The organism is Chondromyces apiculatus DSM 436, assembly GCF_000601485.1.
Classification (GTDB): Bacteria; Myxococcota_A; Polyangia; order Polyangiales; family Polyangiaceae; genus Chondromyces; species Chondromyces apiculatus.
Genome location: NZ_ASRX01000032.1, coordinates 1 through 20,179, shown reverse-complemented (window position 1 = coordinate 20,179; position 20,179 = coordinate 1). Strand labels below are relative to the sequence as shown.

At 71.1% G+C, this 20,179-nt stretch carries 8 protein-coding genes, 1 tRNA gene and 1 pseudogene; 3 read left to right on the top strand and 7 right to left on the bottom strand.

Features of this window, described 5'->3' with window-relative positions; genetic code table 11:
* Nucleotides 1-250: 250 nt before the first annotated feature.
* Nucleotides 251-2,875: a beta-N-acetylhexosaminidase gene (locus CAP_RS21145; RefSeq protein WP_044243970.1), complete on the bottom strand. Its 2,625-nt coding sequence runs from the start codon at nt 2,873-2,875 to the stop codon at nt 251-253.
* A gap of 188 nt (nt 2,876-3,063) precedes the next feature.
* On the opposite strand from CAP_RS21145, the gene CAP_RS21140 reads away from it, so the two are divergent.
* Entirely contained in the window at nt 3,064-3,336 is a 273-nt protein-coding gene (locus CAP_RS21140) for a hypothetical protein (protein ID WP_044243969.1), read from the top strand.
* A gap of 331 nt (nt 3,337-3,667) precedes the next feature.
* Here CAP_RS21140 and CAP_RS21135 read toward each other — a convergent pair whose 3' ends face one another.
* On the bottom strand, nt 3,668-13,771 hold the full coding sequence (locus tag CAP_RS21135) for a beta strand repeat-containing protein (RefSeq protein ID WP_156041002.1): 10,104 nt from the start codon (nt 13,769-13,771) through the stop codon (nt 3,668-3,670).
* Between the two features lie 487 nt (nt 13,772-14,258).
* A tRNA-Glu gene (locus CAP_RS21125) sits at nt 14,259-14,336 on the bottom strand.
* A gap of 374 nt (nt 14,337-14,710) precedes the next feature.
* Between CAP_RS21125 and CAP_RS21120 the strand changes: the two genes are divergently transcribed.
* Both CAP_RS21120 and CAP_RS21115 read left to right on the top strand, forming a co-directional pair.
* A complete protein-coding gene (locus CAP_RS21120; protein WP_044243964.1) occupies nt 14,711-15,796 on the top strand; it encodes a hypothetical protein in 1,086 nt (361 codons plus the stop codon).
* 124 nt (nt 15,797-15,920) lie between these two features.
* Nucleotides 15,921-16,259: a hypothetical protein gene (locus CAP_RS21115; protein WP_044243962.1), complete on the top strand. Its 339-nt coding sequence runs from the start codon at nt 15,921-15,923 to the stop codon at nt 16,257-16,259.
* A 4-nt stretch (nt 16,260-16,263) separates the two neighbouring features.
* On the opposite strand, the gene CAP_RS21110 is transcribed toward CAP_RS21115, so the two are convergent.
* The 4 genes and pseudogenes from CAP_RS21110 to CAP_RS52435 all read right to left on the bottom strand — a co-directional run.
* Nucleotides 16,264-17,430 (bottom strand): hypothetical protein, encoded by a 1,167-nt coding sequence (locus CAP_RS21110; protein ID WP_156041001.1) that lies wholly within the window; start codon nt 17,428-17,430, stop codon nt 16,264-16,266.
* 64 nt (nt 17,431-17,494) lie between these two features.
* Nucleotides 17,495-18,676 (bottom strand): MFS transporter, encoded by a 1,182-nt coding sequence (locus CAP_RS21105; RefSeq protein WP_197041284.1) that lies wholly within the window; start codon nt 18,674-18,676, stop codon nt 17,495-17,497.
* Between the two features lie 89 nt (nt 18,677-18,765).
* Nucleotides 18,766-19,392, bottom strand: coding sequence for an ABC transporter ATP-binding protein (locus tag CAP_RS21100; RefSeq protein ID WP_044243957.1), 627 nt, complete (start codon nt 19,390-19,392; stop codon nt 18,766-18,768).
* 107 nt (nt 19,393-19,499) lie between these two features.
* Nucleotides 19,500-20,179 (bottom strand): annotated as a pseudogene (locus CAP_RS52435) (hypothetical protein); the annotation flags it as partial.

The following is a 20,179-nucleotide window of genomic DNA, read 5'->3' as shown; positions in this document are numbered from 1 at the left end:
TCGCTACGCTCCGACTTCCCGTAGCTCCCGCTGGGTAGTCCATCCTCCAGGGCGAGTAAAGGCACCTCACCCCCGCGCAACGCGGGGGCTTCGATAGATCAAGTGATCGATTAGATCGATCGTTGGATCGATCGTTGGCTGCCCCCACCCCACACCCACCGCGGAGACGCGGCATGCGCGCAGCCCTCTCGGCCTTTCTTCCCTCCGCGTCGGCCACGTGCCCGGAGACGCTGGCGCGGGTGGTTTGCCTTCAGCCGCCGCTGGCGGTGTCCAGCGTCGAGGTCAGGCTGCCTTCGCCGCGCGTGTTGAACGTCTTGAGCTTCACCACGCCGCTCACGGAGACGGGCCCGCTGTAGAGGGTCGAGCTGGAGGTGGGCTCGGTGCCGTCGGTGGTGTAGCGGATCGCGAGCCCAGGGAACGCCACGTTCGCCTCCATCTTCCCGCTGATCATCCGCGCCCCCGGTGGGGAGATCCGGTAGCCGATGCCGCCGCTCAGATGATCGAGGCGCGGCAGATCGCGCTGCCCCAACGTGTTGGCGAAGCGACTCCACGCCTCGCCGACCTGGGTGGCGCGCTTCGCAGCGTCCGGCTCGCTGGCCCAGGCCGGGTCAGGAGCCCACGCCCGCTCGGCGAGGCCGAGCAGCTTGGGAAAGACGTAGTGCTCCAAGAGTGCCTGGCTCCCGACCGTCTCCGCCCAGAGCTGCCCCTGGATCCCGAGGATCCGCTTCGCGCCCTCCGGAGTCAGCTTGGCGGCGTTCGCGATGAGCGCCGGGTTGACGGGGTTGCCGAACTGGTCCTTCTCGGCGTTCTTGTAGATGTCGAGCGGCACGAATTCGAACGGCTTGCGCGTGTCGACGAAGCCGCCCCAATACGCGCCAGGCTCCAGCGGGTGCTTGTCGTACGCAAAGTCGAAATACAGGTTGGTCGCGTTCGAGAGGACGACCGTATAGCCGGCGTTGGCCAGCTCGTAAGCGTTGCCCTCCTCGCCCGTCCCCCAGATGTTGTTCCACACGAACGTCCGGAAGCCACTGTTCGCGAACACGGGGTTGGGCTGCTTCTCCACCTTGTCTCCGACCTTCACCTTCTTCAGGCCGATCTCCTCCCAGCCGGCAGTGATGAGCTGGTGGGCGGTGAGGATCTTGCTGTACTCGCGCAGAAAGTGACCGGAGAGATCGTCGGCGCTCTCGATGCCGTCGCCGGGCGCCTTGGCGATGAGGGCCTTGCAGGCAGGGGACTCCACCCACACGCCGCTCGGCACCTCGTCACCCCCCGTGTGGATGGACTGGAGCGGCGCGCCTGCTTCCTTGTACATGGCGACGATCTCGTCGATCACCGTGTTGATGAATTTGTACGTGGAGTCGAGGCAGGGGTTCACCACGTTGTCGTTCCAGAACTGCGGCGTCACGTAGGTGGACTTGTCCTCCAAGTCGGTCAGCAGAAACTCCTTCGCCCCCGCCGCGTCGTTGGCCGCCATCCGCTTCGCGTGGCGCGCCAGCATCGACTTGATGGCGGCACGGGCATGGCCGGGGAGATCGAGTTCGGGGATCACCTCGATGTGTCGTTCGCTCGCGTACTTGAGGATCTCGATGAAGTCCGCGCGGGTGTAGTGTCCACTGCCGACGTTGTCCTTCGCTGCGGGATCCGGGCCGAAGCCGAACGCCGGCTGGAGGAAGTCGCGGCTGTCCAGGGTGTGGCCGCGGCGGCTGCCGACCTCGGTCAGCTCGGGCAACCCTTTCACTTCGAGCCGGAACCCCTCGTCGTCAGTCAGGTGGAAGTGGAACTTGTTGAGCTTGTAGAAGCTCATGACGTCGAGCACCTTCAGGATCTCTTCCTTCGTCTGGAAGTGGCGCGCGACGTCGATCAGCATGCCCCGGTAGGCGAAGCGAGGCGCGTCCTCGATCGTCACCGCGTCGAACGCGAGCGTCGCCTGAGCGCTCTGGTAGGCCGCGACGGGCGCGAGGGCGCGCAGGCTCTGGATGGCGTGGAAGACCCCGGTCACGTCGCTACCCACGATCGAGACCCCCTGCGCGGGGGAGATGGTGAGCTTGTAGGCCGCGTCGCCGCTCTGCTTGGCCTGCCCACCCACCGTGATGGAGCCCGTCGTCAGTGATATCGACGCCGTTCCCTGGGGCGCCGCGCCCGCCACGACGCCAGGCTTTGCGCCGAGGAGCTTCTCCAGCGAGGCCGCCAGAAAGCCCGCTTCTCGCTCGAGGCCCGCTCCGTGGTGAATCGTCACGGCCGACGTCAGCGAGAACTGGCCCGTCTGCGCCTGCATGAGCACCGGCGTCGGCACGAGCGGGGATACCTCGGCCGGCGGGAGCTGCTTGAGCGCCTTGTTCTCGTCGAAGCGCGTCTGCGCCGTGGGCACCGGAATGACGTCGATCGGAACCCGCGTCGTCTGCTTTTCGTTGGTGAACGGCTTGATGCTCGCTTTGCCCAAGGGCTCTGGTGGCGTGGCCTGGCCGCGATCATCGGTGAAGACGATGTAATATCCGAGTGGCGCGTCCGACTCCTTGATCGCAAAAAACTCGGCATCGAACGGGATCACCAGGGTCTTCCCCGGGTCGAGGGGAGTGAAGGCGTCGGTGGGTTCGAGCTTGGCGAGATCGCCATTGACGCGCGAGATCTTCACGCCAGCGGGGAGCGAGTCGGGCAGGACGGTGTTGACGTAGTTGAAATAGAGAATCCAGCCTCGCTTCCCGAGCGCGACCGTTCCTTTGTTCTCGAGGGTCAGCTCCGCGCCGAAGCGAACGGAATCTTTCTTGTAGTTCTCGACGACGCCCCACGTCACCGCGAGATCCGCGCCGCGCGGATGAGCCAGCGTCTCGGACGCGGGCGTCTGATTCTTGGGATTGGAGCACGCGATGAGTGACATCGTGCCCGCGATAAACCACCCGAACCGAGAACGATTTCTCACGACATTCACCTCGTTCGAGAGCCCGTCGTGAGAGGTGCACGCCAGGCAGAGTGAAGATCATCCACCCGGAATCGATTTCCGGAGGAACTCGCCAGCGTAGCGCCGACCTTGTGATACACACAACATTTCGTCAGGCTCTACGCATCATGGTCATCCGTGCTCGGGTCCCGGGAGCGTCCTGCGGCCTGCAGATCGGCGGCGACAAACCATCCATCCTCTGGATCCTGGAGAGTGGGGCGAACGGCTCGGAGCGGCCCTCCGCGAGCGCCGTCAGCGCTTCACCGGCTGCAGCATCCACGCCGCCGTCGCCCCACCGCCGTCGGGTCAGCTGCAAGCCACAGCGCGTGCGCTCCGGCGAGCTGGAGCGCCGAACCTACCACGGCTCAGATCCCGATCCCGACGCCAAGCCGCGGATGTGATTCGATAGGTGCTGTCGAATTCGACGCTTCGACCATTCAAGATCGGTATGGCGATTGCGAGTGCTTGGAATCGCGTCCTGCTGAAAGGAGGACGGCAGGCTTCTCCCGGCCCAGGAGATGCGTCAGACCACGAGACGCGCCAGGAGGAGGACCTGAGAGGAGAAGGAATTCAGGGGCTTTTCTCGAGCCCTAGCTCCTCGATCCGGCGGTCTGCGCGAAGGAGGTGCACGCTTTCGTGATCGTCCGGGCGCGGAGGGCGCAGCGCGAGGGAGCGCCCTCCATCCAGGCGCTCGACGCGATCGCGGGCCCTGGATTCAGTGAAAGGGGAGGGTCACGCCCGGCGGCGGCGCCGGAAGGCGAGCAGGAGCAGGGCGACGAGTGAGGCCACGGAGGCGCTCCGGCCAGAGCTGGAACCCACCACGTGGCAGCCGCAGCCGCCTTCCTCTTCGCCCGGCGGGGTGGACGGGCCGCCGCTGCCGGTGATCTCGAAGGTCAGCACCTCGCCGTAGGCAACGCCGGCGTCGTTCGAGGCGATGGCGCAGACGTAGTAGGTGCCCGGGGTCAGGTTCTGCGCGACCTCGGAGAACGCGACCTCGTCGCGCCCCGCGCCGAGGGCTGCGCCGTCAGCGGCGGGCGCCCGGGTGCCGAACGTGTCGTTGCACTCGCCCGGATCGACGGCGTCGAAGCGGAACCAGGCGGTGGCTTCGGAGCCCAGGGGGTTCGCCGCGCCGTTCAGCGTGGCGGTGCCCTGGTCGACCGTCGGCGGTAGCGTCGTGACCTCGGGCGGTGCTGCGTCGGTCGTGAAGGAGAGGACCTCGCCGAAGACCGCGCCGCCCTCGTCGTTGCTCGCCGCCGCGCAGTAGTAGTAGGTGGTGCTGGGCTCGAGATCGGTCAGGGGCTGCGTGAACGCGACCTCGTCGCTCCCCGCGCCGAGATCGACGCCGCCGCTCGCCGGCACCCGGGTGCCGAAGGCGTCGTCGCAGTCCCCAGGGTCGGTGTCGTCGTAGCGGAACCAGCCCGTCGCCTCCACGCCGTTGGGCGTGGCCGTGCCCGCGATCGTGGCGCTCTGCGCCTCGATGTCGGTCGCGTCCTCCGTCGTCACCTCGGGCGGCGTCGTGCCGGCGGTGAAGGACAGGATCTCGCCGAACGCGGTGCCCTCGGCGTTGGCCGCGATGGCGCAGTAGTAATAGGTCACCCCCGGGGAGAGCCCGGTGAGCGCCTCTGCGTAGGCGACGGGCGTGGCGCCGTCGCCCAGGTCGAGGTCGCCGCTGGCCGGCGCGCGCGTGCCGAAGCTGTCGTCGCACGCCCCGGGGTCGGTCGTGTCATAGCGGAACCAGCCGGTCGTGGCGCCGCCGTTCGGGTTGGCCGAGCCATTGAGCTCCGCCGCGTCGGCCGCGACGTTCGTGGGCGGCTCGGTGATCACGCTCGGGAGATCCGCCGCGGTGGTCAGCTCGAGGACCTCACCGAAGCTCGTGCCGAGCTGGTTCTCCGCGATGGCGCAGAAGTAGTAGGTCGTCCCGGGCAGGAGGCCCGAGATCTCCTCGGTGAACTCCACGGCGGCGTCGCCGGCGCCGACGTCGGTGCCGCCAGACGCGGGCACGCGCGTGCCGAAGGTGTCGTCGCAGCTCCCGGGCTCCGTGGTGTCGTAACGGAACCAGGCCGTGGTCGCGAGCTGGTTCGGGTTCGCCGTTCCGTGGAGCGTCGCGGACGCGGCCTCGACGTCGGTCGCGTCCTCGGTCGTCACGTCGGGCGCGCCCGAGGTGGTGAACGAGAGGACGGCGCCGAAGCTCGTGCCCACGCCGTTGGAGGCGATGGCGCAGTAGTAGTACGTCGTCATCGGCGCGAGGCCCGACACCGCCTGGGCGTAGGTCACCGGGCTCGATCCGGCGCCGAGCGAGGTGCCCCCGGCCATCGGGGCGCGCGTGCCGAACGCGTCGTCGCACGTGCCCGGGTCCACCGTGTCGTAGCGGAACCAGCCCGTGGTCGCGTCCAGGTTCGGGTCGGCCGCGCCGTGGAGGAGCGCCGCGCTGCTCATCACCGCGGTCGCCGGCTGGGTCGTCACCGAGGGTGCCCCCGGCGTCGTGAACGAGAGCACCGCGCCGAAGCCGGTGCCCGCCACGTTATCGGCGATGGCGCAGTAGTAGTACGTCGTCCCCGGGGTGAGGCCCGTGAGCTGCTCTGTGTAGCCCACCGGGATCGTGCCGTCGCCGAGGGCGGTGCCGCCACTCGCCGGCGCGCGCGTCCCGAAGGCGTCGTTGCAGCTCCCCGGGTTGTTCGTGCCGTAGCGGAACCAGCCGGTGGCGTCCTCCTGGTTCGGGTCCGCCGTCCCGGCCAGCGTCGCCGAGGTGCTCGTCACGGCGGCCGCGGCCTCGGTCACCACCGAGGGCGGCGCGGTGGTGGTGAACGAGAGCACTGCGCCGAAGCTCGTGCCCACGGCGTTCTGGGCGATGGCGCAGAAGTAGTAGGTCGCTCCAGGCGTGAGGCCCGTGATCGCCTGCGTGTAGGCTACCGGGCTCGTTCCGTTGCCGAGGGCGGTGCCGCCGGCTGCCGGGGCGCGCGTGCCGAAGGCGTCGCTGCAGTTCCCGGGGTTCTGGGTGCTGTACCGGAACCAGCCGGTGGTCGCGCTGAGGTTCGGGATCGCCGAGCCGTCGAGCGTCGCGCTCGTGCTCGTGACCGCGCTCGCGTCGACGGTCGTCACCGACGGTGCGGCCGGCGTGGTGAACGACATCATCGCGCCGAAGCTGGTACCGGCCGAGTTCGAGGCGATGGCGCAGTAGTAGTACGTGGTGTCCGGCGCGAGGCCGGTGAGCACCCGGGAGTAGGCCACCAGGCTCGATCCGGAGCCGAGCGCGGTGCCGCCGCTCGTCGGCGCGCGCGTGCCGAAGCTGTCGTCGCAAGTGCCCGGGTTGACGGCGCTGTACCGGAACCACCCGTTCGTCGCGAGCTGGTTCGGGTTCGCCGAGCCGTTGACCGTCGCCCCCGTGCTCGTGACCGCGGTCGCTGCCACGGTCGTCACCGACGGCGGCGCCGCGGTGGTGAACGACATCACCGCGCCGAAGCTTGTGCCCGCCGCGTTCTGGGCGATGGCGCAGTAGTAGTAGGTCGTCCCGGCGGAGAGGGCCGCGACCGACTGCGCGTACGAGACGGCGCTCGATCCGGAGCCGAGCAGGGTGCCGCCGGACGACGGGGCGCGCGTGCCGAAGGTGTCGTCGCAGCTCCCCGGGTTCACCGGGGCGTAGCGGAACCAGCCGGTGGCCGTCGACCCTCCCGGGGTCGCCGAGCCGTTGAGGGTCGCGCTCGTGCTCGTCACCGTGCTCGCTGCCGCGGTCGTCACCGAGGGCGCCGCCGGCGTCGTGAACGAGAGCACCGCGCCGAAGCTGGTCCCCACGGCGTTCTGGGCGATGGCGCAGAAGTAGTAGGTCGCTCCAGGCGTGAGGCCCGTGATCGCCTGCGCGTAGGCCACAGGGATCGAGCCGTCGCCGAGGGCGGCACCGCTGGCCGCCGGGGCGCGCGTGCCGAAGGCGTCGCTGCAGCTCCCGGGGTTCACCGTGGCGTAGCGGAACCAGCCGGTGGCCTCGCTGAAGTTCGGGTCCGCCGAGCCGTTGAGCGTGGCGCCGGTGCTCGTCACCGCGGTCGCGGCCGCGCTCGTGACCGACGGCGCCGCGGGCGTGGTGAACGAGAGCACGGTGCCGAGGCCCGTCCCCAGCGCGTTCTGGGCGAGCGCGCAGAAGTAGTAGGTCGTCCCGGCGGAGAGGCCCGTGATCGTCTGCGCGTAGTCCACCGGGGTCGAGCCGGCGCCGAGCGCGGGGCCACCGGACGTCGGGGCGCGGGTGCCGAAGCTGTTGTTGCAGCTCCCGGGGTTGACGGTGCTGTAGCGGAAGAAGCCGGTGGCCGCGCTGAGGTTCGGGTCCGCCGCGCCGTTGAGCGTGGCGCCGGTGCTCGTCACCGCGCTCGCAGCCACGGTCGTCACCGAGGGCGCAGACGCCGTGGTGAACGACATCACCGCGCCGAAGCTCGTGCCCGTCACGTTCGAGGCGATGGCGCAGTAGTAGTACGTCGCCCCCGACGCGAGGCCGGTGATTGCCTGGGTGTAGGCGACGGCGATCGAGCCCGAGCCGAGCGAGGTGCCTCCGCTCGTCGGCGCGCGCGTGCCGAAGGTGTCGTTGCAGGACGCCGGCTCGCTCGTGCTGTACCGGAACCAGCCGGTGGCCGCCGAGCCGTTCGGGTTCGCCGCGCCGTTGAGCGTCGCCCCCGTGGCGGTCACGTTGCTCGCCGCCACCGTGGTCACGGAGGGCGCGGCCGGCGTGGAGAACGAGAGCACCGCGCCGAAGCTCGTGCCCACCGCGTTCTGGGCGATGGCGCAGTAGTAGTAGGTCGTCGAGGCGGCGAGACCCGTGATCGCCTGGGAGTATGCGACGGCGCTCGAACCCGAGCCGAGCGAGGTGCCGCCGCTCGCCGGGGCGCGCGTGCCGAAGCTGTCGTCGCAGGTCCCGGGGTTCACGGTGGCGTAACGGAACCAGCCGGTGGCCGCGCTGGAGCTCGGGTTCGCCGAGCCGTTGAGCGTGGCGCCGGTGCTCGTCACCGCGCTCGCGGCCACGGTCGTCACCGACGGCGCGGCCGCCGTGGTGAACGAGAGCACCGTGCCGACGCCCACGCCCACCGCGCTGTCCGCGATGGCGCAGAAGTAGTAGGTCGTCCCCGCCGCGAGGCCCGTGATCGCCTGGGCGTAGGGGACCGAGGTGCTGCCCGCGCCGAGCGAGGTGCCGCCGCTCGCCGGGGCGCGCGTGCCGAACGCATCGTTGCACGAGCCGGGGTTGACCGTGGCGTAGCGGAACCAGCCGGTGGCCGCCGAGCCGTTCGGGTTCGCCGCTCCGGTGAGCGTGGCGCCGGTGCTCGTCACCGCGGTCGCGGCCGCGCTCGTGACCGACGGCGCCGCGGGCGTGGTGAACGAGAGCACCGTGCCGAGGCCCGTCCCCACGGTGTTGGTAGCGAGCGCGCAGTAGTAGTAGGTCGTGCCGGGGGAGAGGCCGGTGATCGGCTGCGCGTAGTCCACCGGGCTGCTACCGGCGCCGAGCGCGGGGCCGCCGGACGTTGGGGCGCGGGTACCGAAGCTGTTGTTGCAGCTCCCGGGGTTGACGGTGCTGTAGCGGAAGAAGCCGGTGGTCGCGCTGAAGTTCGGGTCCGCCGCGCCGTTGAGCGTGGCGCCGGTGCTGGTCACCGCGCTCGCGGCCACGGTCGTCACCGACGGCGCGGACGCCGTGGTGAAGGACATCACCGCGCCGAAGCTCGTACCCGTCGGGTTCGAGGCGATGGCGCAGTAGTAGTACGTGGTGCCCGCCGAGAGGCCGGTCACCGCCTGGGCGTAGGCCACCGCGCTGCCGCCGGAGCCGAGCGAGGTGCCGCCGCTCGTCGGGGCGCGCGTGCCGAAGCTGTCGTTGCAGGACGCCGGCTCGGTCGTGCTGTACCGGAACCAGCCGGTGGCCGCGCTGAGGTTCGGGTTGGCCGAGCCGTTGAGCGTCGCCCCCGTGCCGGTCACGTTGCTCGCCGCCACCGTGGTCACGGAGGGCGAGGCCGGCGTCGTGAACGACAGCACCGCGCCGACGCTCGTGCCGACCCCGTTCTGGACGAGGGCGCAGAAGTAGTACGTCGTCGCAGGCGCGAGGCCCGTGATCGCCTGGGCGTACGCGACCGCGCTTGAGCCCGATCCGAGCGAGGCGCCGCCGGTCGCCGGGGCGCGTGTGCCGAAGCTGTCGTTGCAGGTCCCCGGGTCCACCGTGGCGTAGCGGAACCAGCCGGTGGTCGCCGAGCCGTTGGGGGTCGCGGAGCCGTTGAGCGTGGCGCCCGTGTTCGTGACCGCGCTCGCGGCCACGGTCGTCACCGACGGCGCGGACGCCGTGGTGAACGTGAGGACCGTGCCCACGGAGACGCCGATGGTGCTCTGCGCGAGCGCGCAGTAGTAGTACGTCGTCCCGGAGGTGAGCCCGGAGAGCGGCTGCGCGATGTCGGCGGGGCTGTTGCCGCCCCCGAGCGAGAAGCCGCCGGACGCCGGGGCGCGCGTGCCGAAGCTGTCGTTGCAGGTCCCGGGATCGACGAGGCTGTAGCGGAACCACCCCGTGGTGTTGCTACCGTTGGGGTTGATCGTCGCGTTGATGGTGGCCGAGGTGGCCGTGAGGTCGGACGCCGCCACGGTGAGCACCGACGGCGGGGCCGCGGGCGTCGTGAAGGAGAGGACCGCGCCGAGCGTGGTGCCGATGCTGCTCTGCGCGATCGCGCAGAAGTAGTACGTCGTCGCGGGCGAGAGGCTGACGAGCGGCTGCGCGAGGGCGACGGGCGAGGCGCCGGAGCCGAGCGAGGTGGTGCCGGTCGCCGTGCCGAACGACGTATCGCAGGCGCCTGGGTTGCTCGTGCTGTAGCGGAACCAGCCGCTCGTGGCGAACCCGTTGGGGTTGACCGAGCCGTTGAGGGTCGCGGTCGTCGCCGTCACCGGCGTGGCCGCCAGCGTGGCCACGGTCGGCGGCGACGTCGTGGTGAAGGTCAGGACCGAGCCGAACGTGGTCCCCGCCCCGTTCTGGCCGATGGCGCAGTAGTAGTACGTCGTCCCGGGGGTCAGCCCGGCGATGCCCTGCGAGAACGACACGGTCGACGTGCCCGAGCCGAGCGCGGAGCCGCCGCTGACCGGCGCGCGCGTGCCGAACGTGTCGTTGCAGGTGCCGGGGCTCGCCGTGGCGTAGCGGAACCAGCCCGTCGTGGCGTCGCCGCTCGGGTTGGCGGAGGCGTTCAGGGTGGCCGCGTTGGTCGTGACGCTCGTGGCTCCCCCGGTGGTCACGATCGGCTGGGTGGCCAGCGTCGTGAACGAGAAGACGGCGCCGAATGTGGTCCCGTAGTTGTTCCGCGCGATCGCGCAGTAGTAGTAGGTCGTCCCCGGCGAAAGCCCGCTGAGTCCGCGCGAGAAGGCGACGGGCGAGGTGCCGGCGCCAAGCGACGTGTCGGAGCTGCTGGTGGTCGGCGCGCGGGCGCCGAACGAGTCGCTGCAGAGGCCCGGGTTGACCGTGGCGTAGCGGAAGTAGGCGTAGGCCGCGTCGCCGTTGGGATCGGCGGACCCGTTGAGGGTGGCAGAGCTCGACGTCACGAGCGTGGCCGCCACCGTGGTCACGGTCGGCGGGGCCGGCGTCGTGAACGACAGCACCGCGCCGAACGACGTCCCCTCGGCGCTCGCGGCGATCGCGCAGAAGTAATAGGTCGTGCCCGGCGAAAGCCCGCTGATCTGCTGCGAGTAGCCCAGGGCGGAGTTTCCGGCGCCCAGCGCGGTGCCGCCGCTCGTCGGCGCCCGCGAGCCGAACGTGTCGTCGCAGGTGCCGGGGTCGTTGAGGCTGTAGCGGAACCAGCCCGAGGTCGAGGAGCCGTTGGGGTTGGCCGCACCGTTCAGGTAGGCCGACGTGTTGGTGAGGCTCGACGCGGCCGTGGTGGTGACCGCGGGCGGCGTCGGCGTCGTGAAGGTGAGGACCGAGCCGAGCGCGGTCCCCACCGCGTTCTGGGTGATCGCGCAGTAGTAGTACGTGGTCGAGGGGCTCAGCCCGGTGATCCCCTGCGAGAACGACACGGTCGACGTGCCGGAGCCGAGCGAGGAGCCGCCGGTCGTGGGCGCGCGCGTGCCGAAGGTGTCGTTGCACGTGCCCGGGCTGACCGTGCTGTAGCGGAACCAGCCCGTCGTCGCGGCGCCGCCCGGGTTGCCCGAGGCGTTGAGCTGCGCGGTGGCGCCCGTGAGCAGCGTCGCGCTCCCCGTCGTCACCGTCGGCTGGGTGGCCAGCGTCGTCAACGACAGCACCGCGCCGAACACGGTGCCGTAGTTATTCCGGACGATGGCGCAGAAGTAGTAGGTCGTCGCTGGCGTCAGGCCGCTGATCGCCCGCGAGAACGCGACGTCGCTGGTCCCCGCGCCGAGCGACGAGTCGGAGGCGCTGGAGGTCGGCGCCCGGGTGCCGAACGAGTCGCTGCACGCGCCAGGGTTGACCGTGGCGTAGCGGAAGTACCCGAAGGCGGGATCGAGGTTGGGATCGCCAGACCCGTTGAGGGTCGCCGTGGTCGAGGTCACCAGCGTCGCCGCCGCGCTCGTCACCGTCGGCGCGTTCGGCGTCGTGAACGACAGCACCGCACCGAACGCCGTCCCCTCGAAGCTCGAAACGATCGCGCAGAAGTAGTAGGTCGTCCCCGGCGACAGGCCGCTGACCGGCTGCGAGAAGCCCGTGGACGAGTAGCCCGCGCCCAGCGAGGTGCCGCCGCTCGTCGGCGCCCGCGAGCCGAACGTGTCGTTACAGGTCCCCGGGTCCACGGGGCTGTAGCGGAACCAGCCCGTGGTCGTGGAGCCATTGGGCGTCCCCGCACCGTTCAGGTAGGCCGACGTGTTGGTGAGGCTCGACGCGGCCGTGGTGACCACCGTGGGTGGCGTCGGCGTCGTGAAGGTGAGGACCGAGCCGAACGCCAGCCCCGCCGAGTTCTGGGTGATCGCGCAGTAGTAGTACGTCGTCCCCGCCGTCAGGCCGGTGATCCCCTGCGAGAACGACACCGACGAATTGCCCGCGCCGAGCGCGGAGCCCCCGGCCGCAGGCGCGCGGGTCCCGAACGAATCGTTGCAGGTGCCCGGGCTGGCCGTGGCGAAGCGGAACCAGCCCGTGGTCGCCGCCCCGCCCGGGTTGCCCGAGCCGTTGAGCGTCGCCGTGGTCCCCGTGAGCAGCGTCGCGCTCCCGGTCGTCGCCGTCGGCGGGTTGGCCAGCGTCGTCAACGACAGCACCGCGCCGAACACGGTGCCGTAGTTGTTCCGCGTGATCGCGCAGAAGTAGTAGGTCGTGGATGGCGTAAGGCCGCTGATCGCCCGCGAGAAGGTGACGTCGGTGGTCCCCGCGCCGAGCGACGAGTCGGAGGCGCTGGAGGTCGGCGCCCGGGTGCCGAACGAGTCGCTGCACGTGCCCGGGTTGACCGTGGCGTAGCGGAAGTAGCCGTAGGTCGCGTCGCCGTTGGGGTCCCCGGACCCGTTGAGGGTCGCGGTGGTCGAGGTCACCAGCGTCGCCGCCGACGTCGTCGCGGTCGGGGCGTTCGGCGTCGTGAACGACAGCACCGCGCCGAACGCCAGCCCCTCGAGGTTCGAGGCGATGGCGCAGAAGTAGTAAGTCGTCCCCGGTGACAGGCCGCTGACCGGCTGCGAGAAGCCGATGCCCGAGTAGCTGGCGCCCAGCGAGGTGCCGCCGCTCGTCGGCGCCCGCGAGCCGAACGTGTCGTCGCAGGTGCCGGGGTTGTTGAAGCTGTAGCGAAACCAGCCCGTGGCCGAGGAGCCGTTGGGCGTGCCCGTGCCGTTCAGGTAGGCCGACGTGCTGGTGAGGCTCGACGCGGCCGTGGTGACCACCGTGGGCGGCGCGGGCGTCGTGAAGGAGTTGACCGAACCAACGGAGAGCCCCACCGTGTTCTGGGCGATCGCGCAGTAGTAATAGGTCGTCGCCGGGGTTAGCCCGGTGATCCCCAGCGCATACGACACGGCCGTGTTGCCCGCGCCGAGCGAGGAGCCGCCGCTCGTCGGCGCGCGGGTGCCGAAGGTGTCGTTGCACGTGCCCGGGTTGACGGTGCTGTAGCGGAACCAGCCCGTGGTCGCGGCGCCGCCCGGGTTGCCCGAGCCGTTGAGCTGCGCCGTGGTGCCCGTCAGCAGCGTCGCGTTACCCGTGGTCACGACCGGCGCGTTCGCGAGCGCGGTGAACGAGAGGACCGTGCCGAACGAGGTCCCGTGCGTATTGCTGGAGATAGCGCAGTAGTAGTAGGTCGCGCCCGGCGTGAGGCCGCTGATGTTGCGCGTGTAGGCGACCGGCGAGGTGCCGGAGCCGAGGCTCGATCCGCTCGACGAGGGCGCGCGCGTGCCGAAGGTGTCGTCGCAGGTGCCGGGGTTCGTCGTGCTGTAGCGAAACCAGCCGGTGGTCGCGGAGGAGTTGGGGTTGGCCGACCCTTCCAGCGTCGCCGCGCCGCTGGTCACGCTGGAGACCCCGGTCGTCGTGACCGCCGGCGCTCCCGGGACCGTAAACGAGAGGATGCCGCCGTAGGCCGTCCCGGAGGCATTGGAGACGATCGCGCAGAAGTAATACGTGACCCCGGACGTCAGGCCTGTCGTGAGGATCGAGTAGGGCACCGAGGCTGCGCCGGCGCCGAGATCGGTGCCACCGTTGGCGGGGACGCGCGTGCCGAAGGTGTCGTTGCAAGCCCCCGGGTTCACGGAGCTGATGCGGAACCAGCCCGTCGTCGGCTCTCCATTCGGATTGCCGGCGCCATTGAGGTTGGCCGACGACGTCGTGATCGACGTCGCGGGCGATGTGGTGACAGTCGGTGCGGCAGCGAGCGCCCCGAACGAGGTGAAGAACACCAGTACGAGCGCAACAGCCCGCAGGACATGAAGATGCATGTCGACCCGTGGGGGATTTAAGGCCTACTCAGGAAGCTCGCCGCGATGGTAGGCGCTCCGCCAGCGCCTCACCAAGCCCTATTGCGCGGGATCTTAAGGAGGGAGCGGGGGCCCGCGCAGCGCGCGCGGCCAGGAGCCTGTCGATGCCCAGCGGAATCCGCCGTCATTACATCGGCGCGCAGAGGAGCGCGCTGCTCGAGCGCCACGAGAGCGAGAGCGAGAGCACGCAGCGAGCTCTCAAACGGGACCCGCGCTGCGACCTCTCATGGGCCTCATGAAGCGCGCGGCCACCGGTCACCGCCTGCTCGACATGCCTCCGGAGAGCGACCTCTCGGAAACCATGATCTACATTCGCGAAGCCGAGAGCCTCGGGCACCAGGTCGGCGACGCCTTCCCTCCACTCCCTCCGGCGCGGCTCGTCTCGTTAGCGGAATCGTCAGAGGGATCAGCCTGCTGAACCAACTCCGCACAAGGACTTACAAGTCTGTGGCGTCCCCAGCGGGATTCGAACCCGCGTAACAGCCTTGAAAGGGCTGGGTCCTGGGCCGGGCTAGACGATGGGGACGGGCCTGGAACGCGGCGGAACCTAGCCTCCGCTGCGCGACAACGCAAGCCCCTGCCGCGACAACCCGAAACCGTGACGTCCCCCACGGTTCGAGGGGCCTACGGGGTCCCTTCGTTACTGTCGTACAGCCGCCGTACAGCCGCCGTACAGCCGCCGTACAGCCGCCGTACAGCCGCCATCCAACCGCCGTTCGGAGCGCCAAAATCGAGCCACAGCGACCCTCTGCGGTGTCTTCAGCGCTTCGTCGCTCCTCCCGGGAACCTGAGCGACGTCGCGCACTCCAAGCGAGGCTACGCGGGCACCCAGCCTCGCTGCCGACCTGCTCACCTGAGACCACACCGCAACCACAGCCCACCTTTCCACGGAGCCAAGCCATGCAACCCCTCGCCCATCCTCGTTCGCCGCTCACCGCGGATCCCTTCCCCTCGCAGGATGCCCCGTCGCTTTCCTCCCCCTCCCTCCTCGCGCCTCCCTCGCCCACGCTCGCTCCGCCCTCCCACCGCGCGCACGTCGCGCTTCCCTTCGCCGTCCTCGGTGCAGCGGGGGGCTGGATGGCTGCCGACTTCTTCCGGGTCGGCGCGCTCGAGCACATGGACGCCGGCCTCCGCCCGGCCCTCGTGGCCATCACTCCCCTCACGGCCTTGCTCCTCGGCGTTGTCCTGCAACCCGTCACCCGCTGGCCTGCGGCCCGCGCGGCGGTCGCCACCGTGGTCAGCGTCCTCTCCGCGGCCATCTTCGCGGGCGCCTTCGTGGGAGCCATGACCTGGGCGAAGGATGGCGTCGGCACGGGCGCCGCCAGCGGCTTCTGGTGTGGGGTCGCCTTCTTGCCGGGCTTCGGGGCGGTGCTCGCGGCGAGCCGTCGCGTGGGGCGGGCCAGGGCCGGCTCCCTCGTCGACGGCGCGGACCGACGCACGGTGTGGCTCGCCGTCGCCGTGACCATCGCGCTCGGCACCCTCGCTGCCCTCCCAGACTGGACCCTCCTGCCGGGCAAGGGGATGCCGGCGCTCGGCGTCTCCCGCGCGCTCGGCATCCTCGCGGTCACCACGACCGGCATCGTGGCGCTCTGGAACGCCGCCGCGCTGTTCCGCGCCCTGCGGGCCACGCAGAAGCTACGCACCATGCGCGCGTGCGCGCCCGACGATCCCAACCTCGTCTGGGCGCAGCGCCAGCTCGATTTCGGCCTCGGATACCAGGCGGCGGCCTCGGTGCTTCCAGCGGGTGGGATCTACCGCGAGCATGACCGCTTCACGGCGGTGATCCGCGGTGATGCTTCTCTGGCAGGACGTGCCCTGTTCGGGGCCCTGGCCCTCGCGGGCGCGGCGCTCGTGTGCGGTCAGGGCTGCCTCCTAGCGACCCTCTCCGGAACGTCATCCAGGATGGCCACGGCCGCGTGGCTGGAGGACAGCGCCACGGCGCTCGACCTTTCCCGTCCGGTGACGGGCATCCCTGTAGCCGAGTGAACAACACCCCGCGCAGCCGCCAGCACGCCTCCCCTGCCCTGCCGCGCCCCGCCCCGGCCCGCGCTCCGCCCACTTTCGGGAGCCCGACGCGTGACCCGCGGACGGACCACGCTATGCTCGCCGGGTGCGTCCCCGTGACAGTCGTTACGAGCAGGTCGACCAGCAACGCCGCATCGAGTACCGCGATCCCGACGAGTTCGATCGCATCGCCTTCGCCATGCGCGCCCTCGACCGCCTCCGGCCGAAGCAGATGACCGTGGCCGTGTACAAGGCCGTCGCGTCCATCCGCGTCGAGCAGTGGCGCGACCTGCGCCGCGAGGGCCTGAGCTGCGCCATCGTCGGGATCCCTCCGCAAGCGAGCCGCGAGCACATCGCCTATGCGCTCGCCGAGCTCGCGGGCGTCGCCTCGATCCCCTACACCGTGCAGATGCTCCTCGCCGAAGACCGCCGCGCCCAGGCGTGACGTCTCACCGCGCGCCCGCGCTGCGCGCCCCGCCCGCGCCGATCTGGCCCTCCGCCGCGATCTCCACCGCGCGCCCTCCCACCAGCGCCCGCACCGCGCCGCCTTCTCGTGCAGAGACCCCGACCCGCGCCGTCGCGGGTTGCGGCGCGGCCCCCACCCGGAGCGGCGCCCGCCAGAGCATGTTGCCACGCGCGTCGTAGCGTATCGCCAGCACCCCGGACGCCCCTCCTCCCGCGGCACCTGCCGAGGCCCCTTCCGCGAGGCCTGCTTGCAGCAGCACCACGCCCTCGCCCGAGGGCGCGATGGACACGGGTGCGCCTGGCGTCGCGTGCCACGGCAGTAGCACCCCCGATCGTCCCCAGGCCCTGGAGCCTTGCCGATCGAGCACCTGCGCCCGCGCGCCCTCGGGCCCCGAGGCGGCCACCACGAAGCCACGCCCTGGCCAGTGCGCCGCCGAGAGCGCCGCGCATCCGCCGCCCTCGACCACCTCGTAGTCGGCGACGATCCCGCCCTCGGCGTCCCAGTGCCGCACGGCGGCGAACTTCCCCTCCGGCTCACAGAAGGCGAGCGCCACGCCGCCCTCGGGTGCGCCCAGGATGGCCAGCTCGCGCACGCCGGGGATCACCCCGACGAGCGGCATCTCCTTGCTCCACGCCTGCGCGCCGCTGGCATCGAGCACCAGCACCAAAGGCTCGCGCGCCTCGGGGGGACCGAGGATCAGCAGCGCCTCGCGCCCTCCGGGCAGCGCCGCCGTCTGCACTTCCAGGGGCCAGGGCAGCTTGTCCCCGTACTGCGTCTTCAGCGTTTCCTTGTGTCGCGAGAGCCGGGGATCGTCGGCGAGCCGTCGGACCATCACCCGCCGTGCTTCGCCGGGCACCGCGCCATCCTCCGGCGCTGCTGCGGGCGACGCCTCGTCCTGCGCGCCCTCGGGAGCGCCACCGTCCACGGGAGGGCCACCGTCCTCCACCGCCCTGGCTTCGGCTTCCTGATTCGCGGCATTCGCGGCGCTCGCGGCGCTCCCTTCGCCCACGTCTCCGGCGTCGCCAGCGTCTCCAGCGCCCGCGTCGGCTGTCGCCTCTCCCCCTGGCCGGCTGCAGCCGCCGAGCAGGATGGCCACGAGCACGAACGCCCCGCGCAGCGCCCGACACGACGTCGCTCTCGGTTGACTCACGGAGGGCGAGCTTAGACCTGCGCTCCCGATCGGCAAGACGATGCGTTCGAGGACGCTGCAGGCTTCAGCCTTCGGCGGCCTTCGGGCTGGGCAGCCGCGCGGTGGCCGTCCCGAAGATCAGCGCCGCGACGACGCCGACCGCGAGCGCGCAGGGCCAGAGCACGCCGGGACCGAAGCGGTTCAGCACCAGGAGTCCGGCCGAGGGTCCCAGCATGAACGCGAGCCCCGTGGTGGTGCTGTGCAGGCCCATGTACTCACCGACCCGCCCCTCCGGCGCGCGCTCGGCGATGGCTGCCGTCGCCGCAGGGGTGAGGATCATCTCGCCGAAGGTCCACAGCGTCACGCTCATCACCAGCGAGAACGGGCCCTCGGCCAGGGCGAGCGCCCCGAACCCTCCCCCGAGCAGGATGGCCCCGAGCCCGAGGGCCCAGGCGTGCCGCCAGTGCGCAGTGGCGCTGTTGAGCGGCAGCTCCACCACCACGATGAGCAGGGTGTTGACGGTGATCAGCGCGCCGAACGAGTAGCCCGGCATGTCTAGGTGGCGCACGAGGTAGAGCGGCAACGTCGAGTCGAACTGGAAAAAGATCATCCCCGTGAGGAGCACGCCGAGGAGGAGCGCGAGGAGGACCGGATCGCGCGCCACCGCGAGCTTCGCCACGCTCGGCGGCACGTCCTCCATCTGCAGCCCCTGGCTCCGCTGCCGCAGGGGCGAGGCGAAGATCAGGAGCGCCGCGAGGAGGCTGGTCATGCCCTCCACGATGAACAGAGAGGGGTACCAGAGTTCCGAGAGCAGGCCTCCCACGGGCGGGCCGATGCTCATCCCCAGGTTGCCCGCGAGGCGCGCAAAGGCATACGCAGGCTTGCGACGCTCCCTGGGCGCGAGGGCGGTGACCACCACCAGGCTCGCGGGGCGAAACGCCTCGGCGGTCGCCGCGAGCGCGAAGGTGACCACCGCCAGCGCCGGTACCGAGCGCAGGAGCGGGTACACGAGCAACAAGAGCCCCGACCCCAGCATCGATCCGAAGAGGATGCGGCCAGGGCCGATGCGATCGCAGAGCCGCCCGGCGATGGTGGCCCCGCACAGGGCGCCTGCCCCGTAGGTGGCGAGCATCAGCCCGGCCACGCCGACGTCGTGACCGAGGTGTCGCGTCAGGTACAGCGACAGGAACGGCACGGCCATGCTGCCGATCCGGTTGACCAGGATGGCTGCCGCCAGGATCCACAGATCCCGCGGCAATCCGCGCATGTCACGCCATGGATTCATTGGGACCTCCACGACTTCTTCGGGTCCTTGCCTCGCTTGTAGCAGACCCAGCGCAGAGGTGTCTCAGTTCTTCATCCCTCCACGCATCCCCCCACGAGGTGGACGCTCCGCGCCGCGATCGCCTCCGTGAAGGAGAGATCGTGCGTGGCCACCAGCGCGATGCCGCCGCGGGCAGCGTGCTCGCGGAGCAGCTCGGCGAGCATCGTCATCCCCGCTGGATCCAGGCCGTTCGTGGGCTCGTCGAGCACGAGCAGGGTGGGGTCACCCACCAGCGCTGCGGCCAGACACGCGCGACGTCGCTGACCGAGGGACAGGCTGCCCACGAGCTGATCGAGGGTCGCGCGCGCCCCCACCCGCTCCAGCAAGTCGTCGGCCGGCAGGGCAGCATGCTTGAGCGCCGCGACGAGCGCGAGCAGCTCCCGCACCGCCAGGTGGGGCGGCGCCGCGGCGGACTCCGGCACGTATCCCAGCCGCTTCCGTGCGGGTGCATTTCTCCCCAGGAGCGAGGCTCCATCGAGCGTCACGGTCCCCGCATCCGGCTCCAGGATCCCCGCGACGACGCCGAGCAAGGTCGACTTGCCGACCCCGTTCGAGCCCACCAGCGCGCAGAGCGTCCCGGGGTCCGCACGCAGCGCCGCGCCGCGCAGGACCTCCCTCCCTCCGAAGCGTTTCCTCACACCGTCGAGGTCCAGGCTCATCGCAGCGTCCCGTCGAGGTCCAGGCTCATCGCTGCCCGTCGAGGTCCAGGCTCATCGCTGCCCGCCGCCACGGGTGTACACGTCGTGTCACGGGTACCTCGTCATCATCACGTCGCGTCTCCATGTCGGTGCGCGCTGCGTGGCGGTTCGAGGTCGGCAGCCTTCCGCGCAGCGAGTGCGGTGAGCACCACGGCTCCCCCTCCCGCGGCCACGAGCGACAGCTCACCAAGGAGGCCCACGGCACCCGTCGCCAGCCCGACCGTGATCAGCACCCGGATGGCCCCCACCCGATCGCGCCTCGGTCCGAGCACCTGCGCGCGCCGCGCAGCCCACGGCCCGACCGCGCCGAGCGCCATCCCCCACACTGCGCCTTCCACGGCGAGGCGCGCCCCGAGGCCTGGGCCCGCCCCCAGCCCGTGAGCCGCCAGCGCTCCGTGCACGATCCCGAGCACCCCGCCCGCGATCCCTGCCGCAGCCGCGGCGGCTCCGGCCCGCGCGCCTCCCCCGAGGCCGAGCGCGTCGAGCATCCACGCCTGGGCCTGCTCCGCGCGCAGGACCGACGCGCCCACGCCCGAGCCGGCCACCGCCAGCGAGAAGGCGGCGATCTGCAGGGACACGGAGCTTCGCGCGGCGGGCATCTCCACATCGTATCCCCGGCATACGAGCGGTGTGATCAGGCCTCCGAGGGTGGCGAGGAGCGCGCCCCGCAGCATCACCCCGGCCTCGGCGCGCCGGGCCGCGCGGAGCAGCGCCGCCGCGAGCGCCGCCGGGGCCCACCGTGGCAGAT